The sequence below is a fragment of the Vibrio sp. THAF190c genome, from assembly GCF_009363355.1.
GTDB classification, from domain to species: Bacteria; Pseudomonadota; Gammaproteobacteria; order Enterobacterales; family Vibrionaceae; genus Vibrio; species Vibrio fortis_A.
In genome coordinates, this window is record NZ_CP045339.1 from 1,358,645 (window position 1) to 1,375,281 (window position 16,637).

Below are 16,637 nucleotides of genomic sequence, written 5' to 3' on the forward strand. Positions count from 1 at the left end.
GATTTAATTAACCTCAAGCTTTGTAATTGTATTGATTTTAAGTTGTTGTAATTTAATTAGTTTTTTATTGTCTTGCGTTAGGTTAAATAGTGGTGCGCAAATTGCTTTATTAAAAAAGAGAAATTTTCACTACTGAGAGAGAGCTGAAAATGGCTTTCTGAATACTCTGGTGGAAGAGATAAAAAAGAACATTGCACGAGGGAAGAGTGATGAGTTCAAACAAGGATTGGATCAAATCAACGTGTGCTTACTGTGGCGTAGGTTGTGGCATTGAAGTAAGGCCGACTGCTTCAGGTAAATTGGAAGTGCGTGGCGACAAAGAGCACCCATCGAACTATGGCAAGCTATGTACTAAAGGCGCAGCACTGGGCGATACCGTCACGCCGATAGGCCGCTTAACCCAACCGATGAAAAGAGTCGCAAGCGGACAGCAGCTGTTACCCTGGGGCGAAGCGTCGCAGCTGGTGGCAGACAAGTTCAAACAAGCCATAGAAGAGCACGGCCCAGACTCGGTCGCCTTTTATGTATCAGGCCAACTTCTGACTGAAGATTATTATGTTGCCAACAAACTGATGAAAGGCTTTATTGGTAGCGCCAACATCGACAGTAACTCACGCCTTTGTATGGCTTCGAGTGTGGTAGGGCATAAACGTGCATTCGGCAGCGATACCGTTCCAGTCTGTTATGAAGATCTTGAACAAGCGGAAGTGGTGGTGATCACCGGCTCAAACCTCGCTTGGTGTCATCCTGTTCTCTTTCAACGCCTGCGTGCGGCTAAGCAAGCTAACCCAGCAATGAAAGTGATCGTGATTGACCCGCGCTATACCGACACCTGTGAAATTGCCGACATCCACTTGGCATTAGAATCGGGCTCTGACGTTGCACTGTTTAATGGCTTGTTAGCTTATCTCGATGACCACGATAACCTCGACCAAGACTACATTGATAAGCACACCCAAGGCTTTACCGAAGCGATTCGAGCAGCGACGCGATATCGCTATACCGAAAATGGTTGGGGTGACAAGAGCGTTTCAGAGCTGACAGGATTAACTGAAGTGCAGCTCACGCAGTTCTACTCTCTGTTTGCATCCAACGACAAGGTGCTCACCATCTATTCTCAAGGTGTAAACCAATCTACCCAAGGGTGCGACAAGGTCAACGCGATTCTCAACTGCCATTTGGCGACAGGCAAAATCGGTAAGGCAGGTATGGGGCCATTTTCGGTAACAGGCCAGCCGAACGCCATGGGTGGTCGTGAAGTAGGTGGCTTAGCCAATACCTTAGCGGCGCACTTTGAATTTGGCGATCCGCAATCACACCAAACCGTGAGCGAGTTTTGGCAGACCGACAACTTAGCAACCCATGCGGGTTTAAAGGCCATTGACCTATTCGATGCAATGAACGACGGCAAGATCAAAGCGGTATGGGTCATGGCGACCAACCCTGTGGTGAGCCTGCCTGATAGCGAAAAAATCAAAACCGCATTAGAGAAGTGCCCATTTGTTGTGGTGTCGGACTGCATTGCCGATACAGAAACTACACGCTTGGCTGATGTGGTGTTGCCTGCCCAAGGTTGGAGCGAAAAGTCGGGTACCGTAACCAACTCTGAACGCAGAATTTCGCGCCAGCGCCGAATATTGCCAAGCCCAGGGGAAGCCAAGCCAGACTGGTGGATACTAAAGGAAGTGGCGCAAAAGATGGGATTCCAAGACCAGTTTGATTACCGACACGAAGGTGAGATCTTCAAAGAGTATTGCGAGATGACTGCACTCGGTAATGAAACGGGCAAAGCGCGCGACTTGTGCTTAATTGGATTAACCAAACTCGATGAGAAGGGCTATGGCGAACTCACCCCGCAGCAGTGGCCGGTACTTGAGTACCAACCAGAGATCATCGAGCAACGCATGTTCACCGACGGCGAGTTCTTTACCGAATCGGGCAAAGCGCAGTTTATCGCGGTGGAGCACGACAAACCCATTGCTGATACCAGTGTCGAGTTCCCTCTTATCATGAACACTGGCCGTATCCGCGACCAGTGGCACACGATGAGCCGCACGGGTTTGGCTGCTGGCTTGGGCGAACACACACCAGAGCCGTTTGTTGCCATGCACCCAGACACGGTTGCTGAATTGAACCTTGATGAGTTTGGCTTAGATGCTTTCAACCACGCGACCGTCAATCCAGTGGTGAAAGTACGTAGCGCACAAGGAGAATGTCAAGCGCGTTTAGTGGTCACCAAAGAGATGCGCCGCGAACAAGTGTTTATGCCTATTCACTGGAACGCGCCAACCGCCAAAGACAGCAAGCCGTGCGATCTGATTCTGCCTCATACCGATGCCGCATCTGGTCAGCCGGAATTCAAACATACGCCAGTCATGGTAGAAGCGTGTGGCTATCGCAGTGAAGCTGCCTTGGTGAGTGACAAGGTAATGGATTGCAGCGGGTTTGATTACTGGGTAAGACAAAGAGTGGAGGGCGGCTTTTTGTATCGCATATCTTCATCTAAGAACCCAATGGAGCTGGTGATTCAGCTAGCTAACACCCTTGATGCACTACCAGAACCTGACGCCGATTCGATTAAGTCGCTTCACTACCACGGCAATAAATCATTCAAGAACTATGGCTCTGCCAAGTTGGATCAATTCGGCGTGAAGCAGGCTTTTGTGGTCAACAGCAAGCTCGACCATGACAGTATCGACTGGCTGGTGGCGTGCTTAACTCGTGAAGCTGATGAAGAATTTGAAGCAGAGTTCTTGAGTACGTTAGCCAAATAGTCGATGCGATGAATGATCTCTAGCACGTAATATTGGCCTGATAAATCAATGATTAGTGAGCTTTTACAACGGAAAATATTGATTATTAACTTACTAATGAGTTGAAAAGTAGAGGAATCTTCTATTTGTAGTGATCTTGTGAACAACCTTTGTTAAATCTTAGGCAGTTAGATATCTAATGATTGCATTCTTTAATGAGCGGTGATATTCAATGCGCTGAACCAATTAAAGAATCAGACTTATCCTAAACTGATATTGATTGGATACTGAGAAGCGCTGTTGAACCATGACAGCGCTTTTTTTGTTGTTGTCTTGCTGCTTGTAAGCGCAGTTACGATAGGTAGAGTTCATGAGTCAGTTAAAGGCTTTATTCCATAAATACACCCACTTGATGTCTGATCAATCAAAAGGGGTGGCAGCATCGATACTTTGTTCAATGCTGTTTGCTTGCATTCCTGCCTATGTACAAATCCAACCGGATATGGGGCCAAGTTTAATTTCAGGTGGCGAGAGTCATTGGCTGGCTACGCAGCGTATTATTTGGAGTACGATGCTGTTCTTTATCTTGCTGTTCTTCACCAAGCGACTGCCGCTGTTGTGGAATGCATTGAAGCAGTGGCGTAAGTGGCCAAAATACATAACTTCAGCTGTGCTTGTCGCGCCGCAGTATTGGATATTCGTCTGGGCTCCGGCCAATGGAGAAACCCTCAACCTAGCGCTAGGCTATTTCACCATGCCTATCGTGATGGTGCTGATTGGTTGCTTCTATTACAAAGACAGCCTCACAAAGCTACAAAAAGTGGCGTGTTACTTCGCTTTGGCAGGGACTATTTATACCTATGTGTTGGCATCGGGCCTGTCTTGGGTGGTACTGGTAGTTGCGCTCGGCTATCCGGTCTACTTTATGTTTCGTAAAACCAACCCAATGCCGACTGATATCGGTTTGACCGTAGACCACATTATGATGCTCCCTTTGGCTATCTTTGGAATGTTCTATCTCTACCCAGCCGATTATTTTATGAACCTGCCAGCCACGTCATACTTGTATTACCTTGGCCTAGCGGTAGTATCGGTTACACCAATGCTTCTCTACCTATTCGCCTACTCAAAGTTACCAGTGTCTCTGTTCGGTTTAATGGGTTACGTAGAGCCAACCTTCATTTTTATTGTCGGGCTACTCATTGGCGACAACATTGCGTTGCACGAAGTACCAACCTACCTGTTAATCTCGTTCGCCTTAATCGCCCTAGTGATGGATGGCTACAAACGAATGAAAGCCAGCAGACTCGCCAAACAAGAGCGTTCTTAACCAGCTAGCTCTTAACAACGGAGCTGAAACCCTTCTACACATTAACGCCGACGATCCTGTCGGCGTTTTTCTTTTTAAGTATCAAATACTGATTCGTAAACCACTATTTTACCAACTGGTATCTAGCCTAAATGCCTAGGTTGTGGCGAGCAAACAAGCCAAAAGTATGATAAGTAACCGGTATATTTATAATTTTTCTGTATTTTTATGAAACCATATGAAATATTTCTGATTTTCGTCACATTAGGGACAGGGAGAAGTAGGTAAGGTTCTGTTATTAAAGAGGTTAGTTAGACAGAGCTTGAACTGTTTCAAGGACAAAAATACAGAATTATTCTGTTTAAAAGAGCTGTTAAGTGTATAGAGGAAATATGAGAGATTATGTTGTACTAGTCGGCAATGACATTAATAACATTGTCGCTGGAAAATCTTGGGAAGATTTGCTCAATGAACTTACAAGTCATTTGTCGATCTCAGTAGATTTTCCTCAAGATAAGCCCTTTCCTTTGGCTTATGAAGAAATTTATTTCAAAGGTTTAGATACTAGCGGCTCATTTGACGAACGCGCAGTCAAAAAATTTGTTGCTACCCATGTTAGTGATATCGAATATAGCAGCATCCATGAACGTTTGATGACATTAGGTTGTGAGAATATCCTCACGACTAACTACGACTTGTCCCTTGAATCTACAGAGTCCTCAAACACTAAGTCGCTCAAGAATAGTGGTTTCATAAAAGAATCGCTATATAGTATGTTTCGCTACCACGAAGTTGGGCATAAGAAAGTTTGGCATATTCATGGTTCTGCCAATGCTTATCAATCTATAACATTAGGCTATGAGCACTATAGCGGATACCTACAGCATATGCGTAGCTATGTTGTAACGGGAACTAAAGACACATACAAGCGTCGGTCTTTCCCTCCTTTAACTAAACGGTTCAAAGACGATAAAGTTGAGCACTTATCGTGGGTAGATATGTTCTTTACTAAAGACGTTCACATTCTTGGGTTATCTTTGGATTTTAATGAGACTGATCTATGGTGGTTGCTCACTTTCAGGCAGAAATCTAAGCACACTAAGCGGTTACTGATATTTAACCAAATTTATTATTATATCCCCAAAACCTATGTTGAGAGCTCGAAAAGTAAATTAGACTTGCTCCAAAGTGTTGGTGTTCAAATCGTAGAAATAGATGATAGTCAATTAGATAAACTTGGTTACTACAACTGTGTTATTGACCAGATCTCTGAAAAATACACTCAACAAGCTGTTCATGGTTGATTCATAACGCGTGGCATTTTAAATATGTATTGGTTTGAGTAATTAACGTTTTATGCGGCGGTTCCGGAATTACGTTGCTCACCCCTTAACAGAGTGTTATGCCACCCGCTCTAAATCAGCTTGTGATCGATAGTGGATAATGAAATTAAGTAATAATTCACGAATTGAACAACTTTATTTACATCGATACTGAAAGTTAGCGCTATTTATGTTCTTTTCAAAATAATCAACTTCGAGTCAAATTTATTAAGGTTTCCAATGCCTGACACTGCTAAATACCAACACTTGAATGTGTTCTTAGTTCATGAAGATCATAAATCTTCATCATTTCATAAGCTATTGAAAGCTAATGCTGACTATGAAACTTATGAGCTAAAACCTTCGCTAGAGATATCAGGAGTTTTGTACGTCAAGACTCCGAAAGCTAAGCCACCTAGCTGGGCTAAGTTTGCTGAGTCTTTAACAACAATATCTATTGATGAGCTACAAAATAGGTCTAGCTCTGCAGTTTTAATGATCAGAGCAAGTGAAGCAACGATGGCAATCACTTTTGGTTATGGTAGACATTTATTAGACATGGGATGCTTTGTTACAGATTTTGGTATTAAAACCGCTCTTAATACACTAAATCACGACACGCTCCGCAGTATTGATGTCGTTACACTTGACGAGCAAGGCGTTCAGAAGAAATCCCAAGCCTCACGTTCGACTAGTGTCGATGTGTTTGGCATTGATATTTCCAAGGATTTACTAAGAGGTGTTACAGGGGCGCCTAAAGTTAATGTTGGACTATTTAATATATCAGGGAGTGGAACCACATTTTCTTTTGGCAAAGAAATTGAAATCAAAGATATGCCTTCTTTGGTAAATAAAATTTATACTTATTACAAAAGCTCAGACTACAAAGACTCATTTGCTTGGGTGGACAACATTAGGCGCTTAGAAGAGAAAAAAGATATTGAGCCTTTGAACCAAAAGTTGATTGATGAGCTTAAGAAACCTTGTCCAAATGTAGTAATTTCGATACCTGAAATGTTGGACTGGGACTTAATTAGTGGTTTTAGCTTTACTCGGTGTAAAGCAAATGTTAAGCCAACCATTGAGAGTGGAAATTATTTCGAAAATTTAGATACTGTAAACCTGTCAATCGACTCTCTAAAAAGAGACCGATTATTTGTCTTTGACTCGAAAGAAGAAGATACAGAATATAAAGTTTATGATTGTGTTTATTTTGAAATCAAAGATTCGAAGAAAACATATATATTATTTTCTGGTGTATGGTACGAAATCGCGGATAGTTTTGTAGATTCAATTGATAAGACTCTTGCAAATATTAAAACAACATCTCTTGATTTTCCCAAAGTTTATACTTGGGAAGAAACCCCTACAAAAGGCAAGAACAAAGGTAAGGTTGTTGAAAAAATTGAGACAGAGGGTGACTACAATGAACGGGCTGCAAGTGAAAAAGGGTATTTTGTGTTAGATAAGAAGTTGGTTAAAAGTGGAAGAACTACTACCTCGATTGAGCTATGTGACTTACTCACAGAAGACAGCCAATTTATTCATGTAAAACACCGAAAAGGCGGCTCCGCAGGTTTAAGTCATTTATTTGCACAAGGCAATGTTGCAGCAGAAATAATGTTAGGGGACCGTGAGTTCAGGAAAGCTGCTCGTTCTGTTATCCGGAATAAAGTCTCTCCAAAAGTTGTTGAGACAGTACCTTTGGAAAAATTAGAAAGTTCAGGTGTTGAAGTTGTATTTTTAATCCTAGGTGAAGACTCTAGTGGTTTGAAAGAAAACTTGCCATTCTTTAGTAAAGTCAATCTTACGAAAACTTTTGAAAATCTATCTCAGAAAGGTTTTAAAGTTACTGTCGCCGGAGTAGATAAAGAGGCAAAGCCAACCTCGTAACTGCATAATAAATGCTTGAAAATCGATTCGCAATGCGTGGCACTTTTACTACCCGTCGAATTTGATGATCAAGATCGTATACATTGGCATTAGTATTGCGTTGCTCTCACCTTAACAGGCCGTTAGTTGGCAGGAGGTCATATGGAAATTAATACTGACTTTGAGAAGATGAACTTTCATGATGTATCTATCGAAGATGTTTACAGAACGAAATCCAAGATTGTCATCGTTCTTAGCGGTATTTTTATTAGCAAAGAGCACCCAAGTACAAATTGAAGCATTCTAATTGTTCAAAATGGGGTGATGACTCTATACAACCTATCCAATGAAAAAAGTATTACTTGGTTAAATAATGGTGCAGTAGTCAGCCACAAAACACCAGAGTACCCGATTGATGAAATCATGAACGCGAAGTTTGATGGAAGCATATTTCACTTTAATTGCTTTAAGGAAACGATGCCTTGGCATGAGTGGTTTATTCAGGCAACAAGTTTAAATTTGGTCGCTTTCGGTGTTGTAGAGGTAACCAGCAAACAAATTTTTCAAAAGTAATTAGCAACGCGTGGCATTTTTACTATGCGTTGGTTTTAGCGTTTAAGGCGGCTATGTGGCGGCTTTTTTATAGTGCTGCTCACCCCTGAACAGGGCACTAGCTTTTACGAATTTTAATCGACCACTGGTCATAATTAAGGAAACAAAAATATGAAAATTAGGACACTAAGTGCAATTGGAGTAGCGGTAATACTTACAGGGTGTTCAAGTGCACCTATTACTCTAAATTACGCGCCTAGTAGTACAATGAGTGTGGAGGGAGAGGTTAAAGTAGGTGATTTCAAATACTTGCCAGGAGAAAATAACAAGAACATAAAACCTAATCAAATTAGAAATACCGCAATGGGTTCAATTTTATTAGAAAAAAACGTTGATGAGTACTTTGAAACGGCACTTTTTACTGAATCTAGATTTGTTGGTCTCGATGTCAAAGAGTCCGAAAATCAACTTACAGGAGAGATCATTGAATTTTTAATTGATGATCTTGGTTATAGCATTGATTGGACTCTAGAAGTCAATTACGTTTTGAAAAAATCTGATGGCAGTGATTGTTATAATAAAATACACACAATAGCAAAAAATACGGCAAAATTTGCGAACCCTTTTGGTACGCTGAATGAAGTTATGAAACTTAATATTGAAGAAGCTCTTAAGGATGAAGAATTTGTTGGTTGTATAGCTAAAAAAAGCTAACAAGGCGCTCGAGTAGGGAAATACAGTTGGTTTGCGCTTCGCGCGGTTTAGCCAACTGTATTTTTCCCTCATAGATTGGTGTTGTGTGAATAAGGAGAGGAGTACGAAGTATGATGGAATCGAATGTTTTTGAACGCACTAACAACGGAGAACAAGAAGTAAGCTCTCGACTGTATAATTTCACTATTGGAGCTGTGCTGTGCTGGGGTTTTTGGATTAATTGGTTAATGGTTGGGAACATTCCGGTTGAGTCAATTACAGCTATTAATCCTTGGGTCTTTTTCATCGCCTATTTTGCGAGCTGCTTCTTTGGAGTCTACTTATTCAGTAAATCTTCGAACCCATTGGTTAGTTTTGTTGGCTACAACTTTGTAGTTGTCCCTTTTGGATTAATCATCAACTTGGTTGTATCACACTATGACCCATCTTTGGTTCTAAGTGCCATTAAGGTTACAGGTCTAGTGACTGGCATGATGATGCTACTGGGAACAATTTTCCCTGCATTTTTTCAAAGAATCGTTGGTGCATTAACTATTGCGTTAGTAGTTGTACTAGTGGTCGAGCTCTTTCAAATATTTGTACTTGGAATCCATCAAGAATGGATAGACTGGGCTGTTGTTATCCTTTTCTGTGGTTACATTGGTTATGACTGGGGACGAGCAAATCAAATTCCCAAAACAATAGACAATGCAGTAGATAGCGCAGCAGCGCTATACATGGATATCATTAACCTGTTCTTGAGAATACTTAGAATTATGGGACGCAAATAATAGAAGTCAGATAGCAAGTATTAAAGTTGATTCTCAACACTTGGCATCTTCGGGGGCATAGAGCTTGAGTGCGCTGGTATTCACCCTGAGCTAGATGCATAACAAACTGATTGAGGTTGATTCATAAAGCGTGGCATTTTTAATGTGTGTCCTGTTTAGAGGTTAAGGTCGCATGGGAATATAAGTGTTACGTTGCTCATTACTTAACGGGCCTCTAACTCATGGAAGGTTTTCAATGAAGAGAGTTTTATTAGGTTTACTACTTTTGGTGTTGAGTGTTTATACAAATGCGCAGGAATTGGAAAGTACAGGCATAAAATTTGAACTGCCGGATGGATATGTTCTATTAAGCAAGAATGAAATAGAGCGGAACTGGCGCTTTGTGAATGGGATCATGAAGGCCTATGGTAATAAAGATTCAAATTCGGCAATATCTATGAAGTTGGAAAGTATTGATCTTTCTAATTTCAAGCTTGAAGAGGTACGAGAGGCATATCAGGAATATTATGATTCTATGATGCCATATATCGACTGGAAAGAAAGTTCGGTTAAAGACATTAACGGAGTGCAATGGGTATACCTGGAGCTTCTTTTCAATTACGAAAATACAAATGTACTCAACGCATTTTTGATCCGTCCATACGAGAAATCCGTCGCAGTCATTAACTTCAATTCGACTAGTGAAACGACGGTTCCAAATGCAGATGATTTCACTAAGTTTATGAGCTCTGTAAGACAATGAGTTAACAAGTGTTTGAGCTATAACTATTCGGTTCGGTGGTTCGTTTACACACCCTCCATCATGACAACTCATGGAAGATACAATGAATTCAAAAGAAGTCGTCCTAGCTTTCTGGGATGCGATGAAAACTAATGATTTTGCCAAAGCCAGCGAATGGCTTAGTCCTGATTTTGAGGGTTTTTGGCCGCAATCAGGTGAACTTACAGTTGGTCGAGCAAACTTCACAGCGATTAATTCCTATTATCCTGCAAATGGTGTTTGGGAATTTGAAATTCATTCGCTGGTCTGTGATGGAACAACGGTTGTAACGGATGTTTCAATAACAGATAGTGTACAAAAAGCTCGTGCCATTACCTTTCATACCGTTGAAAATGGTTTAATCGTGAAGCAAAAGGAATTCTGGCCTGACCCTATGGAAGCGCAGGAGTGGCGAGCCAAGTGGGTAAAAGTCGTCTCTGAATAAGATATACGCCTCGCAACTTGTGAATGATTCATGTTAGCGTCGGCGCCACTGATTATTTTTGTTCTCGGTACATTTAATCCATCAGCTATAAGTGAGCCTCGGAAGGCTCAATCTATCTAGTTTATAAGCATAAAGGACACATTTAATGAGACTAAAATACGAGACGATAATCCCAGTGATAATGGGTTTACTATCGTTTCCCATTTTTTATGTAAGGGCTGCAACAAACGCGTTAGACGACAGTGACTTTGTCGGACTAACAGCGTTCAAATTTCCTTTTTATACCGCCTACTTGTGCCTTATGGTTCTTCTGTTGGTTGCTAGCGTTTATGGGTTCTACTCGAAAGTTAGTTTTAAACGAGAAGTCCCTTTAATTTACCTTTCATCAATAGCCATTTTAGTCTCTTGCAGCATAGCCATGTTGCTTGGACAGTTACCATGTCTATACGAAAGTTATGATCACCAAACTATTGATACTGTGTTGAAAAACTCTTTTCTATGTCCTAGTTATTCTATTCGTTCATACACGGGTAATCTGCTGACTATGTTAGTAGTTTTGATAGGTGTTCTATCGAGTAAAAATCTATCTCAGATTAGGCTTCTTCGCACACACTGAAGAAGTTTTTAGAAGGGAACGGTTAGTGTGCGAACAGTTCGATTAAAAGGAGAAACAATGGAAGTTCTCATTGAACAGGAAATCGCCTTGCATCAGTATGAAATTAGGCAGAACCTAAATGAAGTGCAAAGATTACTTCATTCGAGTTTTAAAGAAGTAGGCCGTTCTGGGAGTAGCTTTGATTATGCTGCCATTATAGAAATGCTTCAAAGTGAGGAACCAACCGACGGGCATATTCATTCCCAAGAGTTTGAGTGTATTGCTTTGGAGGCATCTGTTCAGTTACTCCTTTATAAATCTGCATGGGTATCGAAGACCGGAGGCATTAGCGCGTATACAAAGCGTTCATCGATTTGGGTTTTTACCGGCCAATGCTGGCAGATGAAATATCATCAAGGTACTCCATGTGAAGCATTTGAACTTCAGTAACAACAAGGAGCGTTTATGTTTAGAGTAATCTACGAGTGGCGAGTCCCACTTGATAAAATGGAAGAATTTCAAAGTGTGTGGCGCTCTGCGACTGAATCCATTCACGAATCGGTAGAGGGTGCATTCGGTAGCTTTATGCTTCAATCGTCGGACACGCTAGACAAGGTATTAACCATTGCAAAGTGGAGAAGCCGAGAAGATTGGGAGCTGTTTTGGGGAAACCGAAACCCAGAAAAAATGCAAAAGATGCGTGATATCGCCGAACGCATTTCAGTAGAAGCGTTCGATGAAATTGAAGACAGAACCAAATAGAACGCTTTATTCACCTCATTAAGATTGAATCACAACGCTTGGTATTTAAGCTGTGGCGTAGTTTGATGTTTACGTTAGCTCATCATGGTATAAACAATGGGTTCTTTCGCCTTATTAGGGCGTGATTTAATCGGAGACATACCTGGCTATGAAGTTCAGACCATATCAACCAAGTGACAAGCAAGCCGTCGTTGATATCTTGCTCTCAAACTGTCCTAAGTACTTTATTGAAAGTGACCAGTCGGACTTGGTCGATTTTCTAGACAATTACGCAGATGAAAACTATCTGGTTGTTGAAGCGGCCGACCGCGTTATTGGTTGTGGAGGGCACTACACCAAAGGTAATGCACATGGCATCGCTTGGGTAATGTTCGAACAAGGTTCTCTTGGGCATAGGAACTTGCTAATAACAGCAGACAAGTTTTATTACGAGATTGAACGTCGCATTAAAGCAGAGGGGAACCTCTTCGATATCCATATCTCGACCACTCAGTTAATGGAAAATCTATTCAATCGCTATGGTTTTAGAACGGTTGCAGTAGTGGAAGATGGTTTCGGTCAAGGATTGCACCAATATGACATGATAAAGTATTTCGTGCGTTAAAACTGGTATGCAAAGGTTTTGAGCCAATAGTTTAAGGCTGGAACCTATACCCAAATCGACAGGATACGAGAGATTATAACATGGTGAACTTTACAGTTGGTCAATGGCTTTTCGAGCCTAAGGTAAGCGAAGTTACAAATGAATTTGTTTCGATAACAACCGAGCCGGAAACCGACTTTTGGCAGCGCTCATACTATGGATTTCGAAATGATAATGCGCCTGCATTACAGATTGAATCTGAGGAAAATTTCACGTTTACAACCAAGGTTAGTTTTGAGTATCAAGCTCAGTTTGACCAATGTGGCCTGATTATATATTTAGACAGTGATAACTGGTTCAAAGCCTCGATTGAGTATGAGAATGAAGAGTTTTCAAGGCTAGGAAGCGTAGTGACCAACCTAGGGTATTCAGACTGGGCGACATCGGACATCCCATTGCCAGATTCAATTTGGTATCGTCTTAGCCGCCGTGGTCCAGATTTCTTAATCGAGTCATCGTTTGATGGAATCCACTTTAAGCAAATGCGAATTTTCCACCTGCATAAGCTCGGTGAAACAACAGCGGAAATGGGCAAATGCAACCCACCAATGCCAGCTAAGAATACAGTGAGCTTTGGTGTCTATGCGTGCAGCCCGCTTAAATCATCGTTCACTGCGAAATTCACTGATTTCTCTCTAGAACCATGTAAGTGGCTGGCGCACGAAGCCTAAATTTAGATAGTAAGAGTCTGTGGCGTCCACAGTTGAATGTTGGCGCCACCTTCGCCCCGTATTACTTCTTTTTTGTTGTCTAATTCAGTTAAAACCAACCCTCTCAATCCGGAAGTCATTGATACTTTTCCTATCTCCCTGTTGTAATTGGATTTTTATAAACAACTTTGAAACTTATAGAGTCTAATAGTGTGCACAGTTACACATTTCATCATCTATACGCATGATGGTCATTCCTATTATTGTTTCTGTGAATTTATTGCGTGTGGTTAACGTATAACGTATGGCATTACATTTACTTTACAGCATTAAGCTAAACAGGCTTTCGGCTAAGTTAATACCCAAAAAAATATAGACAAATAGACATTGTGCCTCCACTGAGCGGAATTAAACGCAACCTTTGCAGACGCTCGTTGTGGAAAATCAATGTCATTCGTTTGCTCACCATATTCAAAAACATTAGGTCAAATAAGTGGATAAATTAAAAATGGACGTTGGTATTCCTGAGGGCATGACTATTAACTCAAGCTTTGATGGGATGAAAATTGAACGTAGATGGTTTTCAAATCAAACGTTGTTTATGACGGTGTTTGTTGTTGTCTGGGATAGTTTTCTTTTTTACTGGTATAGCAATGCTCTAAGTTCGGGCGGGTTTACGAAAGAGAATGCTGTGACATTAGCGTTCCCGCTAATACATCTTGCAATAGGAATATTTCTGACTTACTACGTTATTGCTTGTTATCTAAATAAAACCACTGTTTCTGTCAGCCATAGTTTTGTTGAGTCTAAGATATCACCAGTACCATTTGGTTTTAAAAAACTCATACCTTCATCATCGATCGAACAAGTTTACTGTAAAGAGGTTGTCAAGAAGTCATAAGACGGCTCAAGTGTAACGTTCGAGGTACGAGTCATATTAAAAGATCGTAAAAATATACGTTTGGTATCTGGATTGGAATTAAGTGAACAAGCGTTGTTTCTTGAACACGAGATTGAATCGTACCTCGGTATCAAAGATGTCGAAGTGAAAGGCGAGTTGAGCTGATATAAAACCACTGCGTCAGTTGCTGAATTCTGGCGCTGTAAAATCTGAGGTGGATGTGAAATTTATATCACTGTTTATGGCGGTATTGTTGTCTGGCTGCGCTGGATTGATGGAAGGAATCGACTTCACCGCTTATGAAGACCTTAAGGTGAGAGAGCAAACCAACCCTAGGTACCCTAAAGTCGCGGTCGAGAATGGGCTATCGGGCTATGTTGAGATGACATTTAACGTAACCAGCCAAGGGGATGTAAGGAATGTAGTCGTTGTAAAATCTTTCCCTAAAGGGCTGTTCGACGAAGTAGCTGTCCGAGCTCTAACCTAATGGAAATATGAGCCCTTCGAAAGTGTAGAATCAGTTCCTCAACAAATTCGTTTCGATTTTAAAGCTAACCCAACATAGGGTTGAGAAATAACATAGAGGCTAGAGGGTCTACTTTGTTTATAGATAGATAAGGAAATTATCAATGCAGGTCATTATTAACGGACGAAAAATAGAAAACCCTTTCGCAATTGCATTGGTTATGCTGTTTGTATTGTCAGCGATTGGTGGAGTCGTTGCGTTGTTTTTGTTTGTGTTTCTTCCACTAATTGGTGTTTTTGTGTCTGGAGTCATCGGGTTGATATTGGTAGTCGCTGTGCCAATAATTCTATGGTTTATAGTGCCTGTGCTGTTTCTCTCAATGATCAACTGGGTGTTTGGCAAAATACTAAAGTAGATGTCACCCAATGATAGAGCGACTGCCGAGTACTGATCCGTCCCTCATAGCATTCTCGAAGACGGTGTTTGCCGAATTACGAAGTATCTATCGCCCAACGATGCTGGCTCAACAGAACAAAATGGCGTCAACGGGTGATTGGACCTACTTCGGCTATTATTTGGAACAGCGATTGGTTGCGGTTGTAAGCGTTAAGCTCAGTGGGGATACTCTCCATTTGAGCGCACTTGCCGTATCATCCACTTCGCGCCGAAAAGGAGTTGCTCGACATCTGATCTCGGAAGTTCAGCAAATGTTCCCTCATGCTAATCAAATATCGGTTTGGTGCGTTGAACAAACCGGTAACGTTAATGTTTTTGAGTCACTTGGCTTTAAAGTGGTAGAGAGAATAGAGTCCGACGACTTTGAATTGACGAATACTTCAGGCGAAAAAGCCATAGAAGTACGACTTGAGCGTAAACTTGTGAAGTAAAAGCAGCCCATCAGTAATCGCTTGTTTTTCATACCACACCATTAATGATGACTCTGTAAATAATTCTATATCAACTTTTGAAAATTGCTTTGCGAGCATCACATGTCTATGTCTATCGATGTTCGTTCAACCTTTTATTGTTATCTCCTTTATTCATCAAGCTCCCCTGTCGATTTCACCTCTGGTTTACCTATAGGTATGGAGAATAGTCTGAGTATTAAAAAGGAGATACATCAATGAATTATCGTATGTTATTGCCTCTCGGGCTTCTTTTGAGCACTAACGCCTTCGCTGAACTTGGCCGAGGTGGGTTTGAAGGGGAAGTGAGCCTACTGGTTGGTTACGGAAGTGAAACGAGCGACTCAGACAAGACGAGGAAAGGTAGCCTTAATAGCAAGGGTGAAACGGAGTCGAGTGCAGTGTTTGCGCCTTTAGGGCAATTAAGATACACATTTGGCCAAGAGAACGATCAGCAAGTTTTCCTTGGTACTTCCAGAGGAGATATCATTGAAGGTATTTTCGCATTGGAAGTTGGATATATGGTTGAATATGGCGATGAATCCTCGGTGGCTTTCTCATATTTACCTACGATTGCGAATGGAGAAGTTTGGGAAGACCCATTCATTGCCAACTCTCCACGAAAGAAGACGGATATCTCAGGTGATACTTTCCGAATTCAGCTTGACGGTTTTTTGAACCTACCTTTGACTGGTGATTTTGCTTACTATCAGCAGGATATTAAGAATGAAAAGTCGGGTGAATTCTTAGCTGTTCCTACAAAAGAACTTAATCGAGACGCAAAAGGTTACTATGCGAGTTTCGGTATGGGCATACCTCTTAGCAGTTCCACTTTTATTGAGCCCTCGTTTTCTTATCAAAGACATTTAGCTGATGGTAAAGCTGTTTCCTTTTCGCGTTATTCTGGGTCGCTAACCTATCTTAAAAGATTTGGTGACCATGGCTTATCGCTGAATGGCGACTATTCCGTGACTTCATATGACGCGTCGAACCCTGTATTTGGAAAGACGCGAGAAGATAATGGCTATAGCTTTAACCTTGGTTATGAATACCAAGGCATTCCAGGTTGGGAAGATTGGGGCTTTAATGCTTTAGCTGGCTACTCAAATAATGATTCCAACATCTCGTTTTATGACACGAGCGGCTACTTTGTCGGTGTCGGTTTAAGCTATCATTTTTAACATGCGCTTTAAGGATTGGTTCGTTCCAATCCTTAAT

The 16,637-nt window shown here is 41.4% G+C and carries 18 protein-coding genes; all 18 read left to right on the forward strand.

Annotation, left to right across the window (positions count from 1 at the left end; translation table 11 throughout):
- The first annotated feature begins 191 nt into the window (after positions 1-191).
- The 18 genes from FIV04_RS21090 to FIV04_RS21185 all read left to right on the forward strand — a co-directional run bounded on the left by FIV04_RS21090 (position 192) and on the right by FIV04_RS21185 (position 16,600).
- Entirely contained in the window at positions 192-2,774 is a 2,583-nt protein-coding gene (locus FIV04_RS21090) for a molybdopterin oxidoreductase family protein (RefSeq protein ID WP_152470410.1), read from the forward strand.
- A 349-nt stretch (positions 2,775-3,123) separates the two neighbouring features.
- Positions 3,124-4,083, forward strand: coding sequence for an EamA family transporter RarD (rarD, locus tag FIV04_RS21095; protein ID WP_152470411.1), 960 nt, complete (start codon positions 3,124-3,126; stop codon positions 4,081-4,083).
- A gap of 371 nt (positions 4,084-4,454) precedes the next feature.
- A complete protein-coding gene (locus FIV04_RS21100; RefSeq protein ID WP_152470412.1) occupies positions 4,455-5,366 on the forward strand; it encodes an SIR2 family protein in 912 nt (303 codons plus the stop codon).
- 258 nt (positions 5,367-5,624) lie between these two features.
- The gene (locus FIV04_RS21105) at positions 5,625-7,277 is read left to right on the forward strand and encodes a TIGR04141 family sporadically distributed protein (protein WP_152470413.1); all 1,653 of its coding nucleotides are present in this window, start codon (positions 5,625-5,627) and stop codon (positions 7,275-7,277) included.
- A gap of 303 nt (positions 7,278-7,580) precedes the next feature.
- Complete coding sequence (locus FIV04_RS27215; protein WP_253895575.1) at positions 7,581-7,829, forward strand: hypothetical protein; 249 nt, start codon at positions 7,581-7,583, stop codon at positions 7,827-7,829.
- A 150-nt stretch (positions 7,830-7,979) separates the two neighbouring features.
- Positions 7,980-8,522, forward strand: a complete 543-nt coding sequence (locus FIV04_RS21125) for a hypothetical protein (protein WP_152470414.1) — start codon at positions 7,980-7,982, stop codon at positions 8,520-8,522.
- A gap of 110 nt (positions 8,523-8,632) precedes the next feature.
- On the forward strand, positions 8,633-9,292 hold the full coding sequence (locus FIV04_RS21130; RefSeq protein WP_152470415.1) for a Bax inhibitor-1 family protein: 660 nt from the start codon (positions 8,633-8,635) through the stop codon (positions 9,290-9,292).
- 235 nt (positions 9,293-9,527) lie between these two features.
- The gene (locus FIV04_RS21135; protein WP_152470416.1) at positions 9,528-10,034 is read left to right on the forward strand and encodes a hypothetical protein; all 507 of its coding nucleotides are present in this window, start codon (positions 9,528-9,530) and stop codon (positions 10,032-10,034) included.
- Between the two features lie 82 nt (positions 10,035-10,116).
- Positions 10,117-10,497: a nuclear transport factor 2 family protein gene (locus FIV04_RS21140; protein ID WP_172974295.1), complete on the forward strand. Its 381-nt coding sequence runs from the start codon at positions 10,117-10,119 to the stop codon at positions 10,495-10,497.
- 673 nt (positions 10,498-11,170) lie between these two features.
- Positions 11,171-11,542: a DUF4440 domain-containing protein gene (locus FIV04_RS21145; RefSeq protein WP_152470418.1), complete on the forward strand. Its 372-nt coding sequence runs from the start codon at positions 11,171-11,173 to the stop codon at positions 11,540-11,542.
- A 15-nt stretch (positions 11,543-11,557) separates the two neighbouring features.
- Positions 11,558-11,854 (forward strand): antibiotic biosynthesis monooxygenase, encoded by a 297-nt coding sequence (locus tag FIV04_RS21150; protein ID WP_152470419.1) that lies wholly within the window; start codon positions 11,558-11,560, stop codon positions 11,852-11,854.
- 148 nt (positions 11,855-12,002) lie between these two features.
- Positions 12,003-12,458, forward strand: coding sequence for an N-acetyltransferase (locus FIV04_RS21155; RefSeq protein WP_152470420.1), 456 nt, complete (start codon positions 12,003-12,005; stop codon positions 12,456-12,458).
- Between the two features lie 80 nt (positions 12,459-12,538).
- Positions 12,539-13,168: a DUF1349 domain-containing protein gene (locus FIV04_RS21160; RefSeq protein ID WP_152470421.1), complete on the forward strand. Its 630-nt coding sequence runs from the start codon at positions 12,539-12,541 to the stop codon at positions 13,166-13,168.
- 472 nt (positions 13,169-13,640) lie between these two features.
- Positions 13,641-14,048, forward strand: coding sequence for a hypothetical protein (locus FIV04_RS21165; protein WP_152470422.1), 408 nt, complete (start codon positions 13,641-13,643; stop codon positions 14,046-14,048).
- A 220-nt stretch (positions 14,049-14,268) separates the two neighbouring features.
- The gene (locus FIV04_RS21170; protein ID WP_253895459.1) at positions 14,269-14,535 is read left to right on the forward strand and encodes a TonB family protein; all 267 of its coding nucleotides are present in this window, start codon (positions 14,269-14,271) and stop codon (positions 14,533-14,535) included.
- 142 nt (positions 14,536-14,677) lie between these two features.
- Positions 14,678-14,929 (forward strand): hypothetical protein, encoded by a 252-nt coding sequence (locus FIV04_RS21175; RefSeq protein ID WP_152470423.1) that lies wholly within the window; start codon positions 14,678-14,680, stop codon positions 14,927-14,929.
- 10 nt (positions 14,930-14,939) lie between these two features.
- Entirely contained in the window at positions 14,940-15,401 is a 462-nt protein-coding gene (locus tag FIV04_RS21180; protein WP_152470424.1) for a GNAT family N-acetyltransferase, read from the forward strand.
- Positions 15,402-15,637: 236 nt separating this feature from the next.
- Positions 15,638-16,600 carry a DUF2860 domain-containing protein gene (locus FIV04_RS21185; RefSeq protein ID WP_152470425.1) on the forward strand — a complete coding sequence of 321 codons (963 nt, stop codon included), beginning with the start codon at positions 15,638-15,640 and terminating at the stop codon, positions 16,598-16,600.
- Positions 16,601-16,637: the final 37 nt, after the last annotated feature.

What these genes read in the sequence shown, in the direction of transcription:
- FIV04_RS21180 (WP_152470424.1), top strand. Translation starts at nt 14,940, where the DNA reads ATGATAGAGCGACTGCCGAGTACTGATCCGTCCCTCATAGCATTCTCG.
- FIV04_RS21125 (WP_152470414.1), top strand. Translation starts at nt 7,980, where the DNA reads ATGAAAATTAGGACACTAAGTGCAATTGGAGTAGCGGTAATACTTACA.
- FIV04_RS21175 (WP_152470423.1), top strand. Translation starts at nt 14,678, where the DNA reads ATGCAGGTCATTATTAACGGACGAAAAATAGAAAACCCTTTCGCAATT.
- FIV04_RS21145 (WP_152470418.1), top strand. Translation starts at nt 11,171, where the DNA reads ATGGAAGTTCTCATTGAACAGGAAATCGCCTTGCATCAGTATGAAATT.
- FIV04_RS21150 (WP_152470419.1), top strand. Translation starts at nt 11,558, where the DNA reads ATGTTTAGAGTAATCTACGAGTGGCGAGTCCCACTTGATAAAATGGAA.
- FIV04_RS21130 (WP_152470415.1), top strand. Translation starts at nt 8,633, where the DNA reads ATGATGGAATCGAATGTTTTTGAACGCACTAACAACGGAGAACAAGAA.
- FIV04_RS21105 (WP_152470413.1), top strand. Translation starts at nt 5,625, where the DNA reads ATGCCTGACACTGCTAAATACCAACACTTGAATGTGTTCTTAGTTCAT.
- FIV04_RS27215 (WP_253895575.1), top strand. Translation starts at nt 7,581, where the DNA reads ATGACTCTATACAACCTATCCAATGAAAAAAGTATTACTTGGTTAAAT.
- FIV04_RS21135 (WP_152470416.1), top strand. Translation starts at nt 9,528, where the DNA reads ATGAAGAGAGTTTTATTAGGTTTACTACTTTTGGTGTTGAGTGTTTAT.
- FIV04_RS21160 (WP_152470421.1), top strand. Translation starts at nt 12,539, where the DNA reads ATGGTGAACTTTACAGTTGGTCAATGGCTTTTCGAGCCTAAGGTAAGC.
- FIV04_RS21185 (WP_152470425.1), top strand. Translation starts at nt 15,638, where the DNA reads ATGAATTATCGTATGTTATTGCCTCTCGGGCTTCTTTTGAGCACTAAC.
- FIV04_RS21100 (WP_152470412.1), top strand. Translation starts at nt 4,455, where the DNA reads ATGAGAGATTATGTTGTACTAGTCGGCAATGACATTAATAACATTGTC.
- FIV04_RS21155 (WP_152470420.1), top strand. Translation starts at nt 12,003, where the DNA reads ATGAAGTTCAGACCATATCAACCAAGTGACAAGCAAGCCGTCGTTGAT.
- rarD (WP_152470411.1), top strand. Translation starts at nt 3,124, where the DNA reads ATGAGTCAGTTAAAGGCTTTATTCCATAAATACACCCACTTGATGTCT.
- FIV04_RS21140 (WP_172974295.1), top strand. Translation starts at nt 10,117, where the DNA reads ATGAATTCAAAAGAAGTCGTCCTAGCTTTCTGGGATGCGATGAAAACT.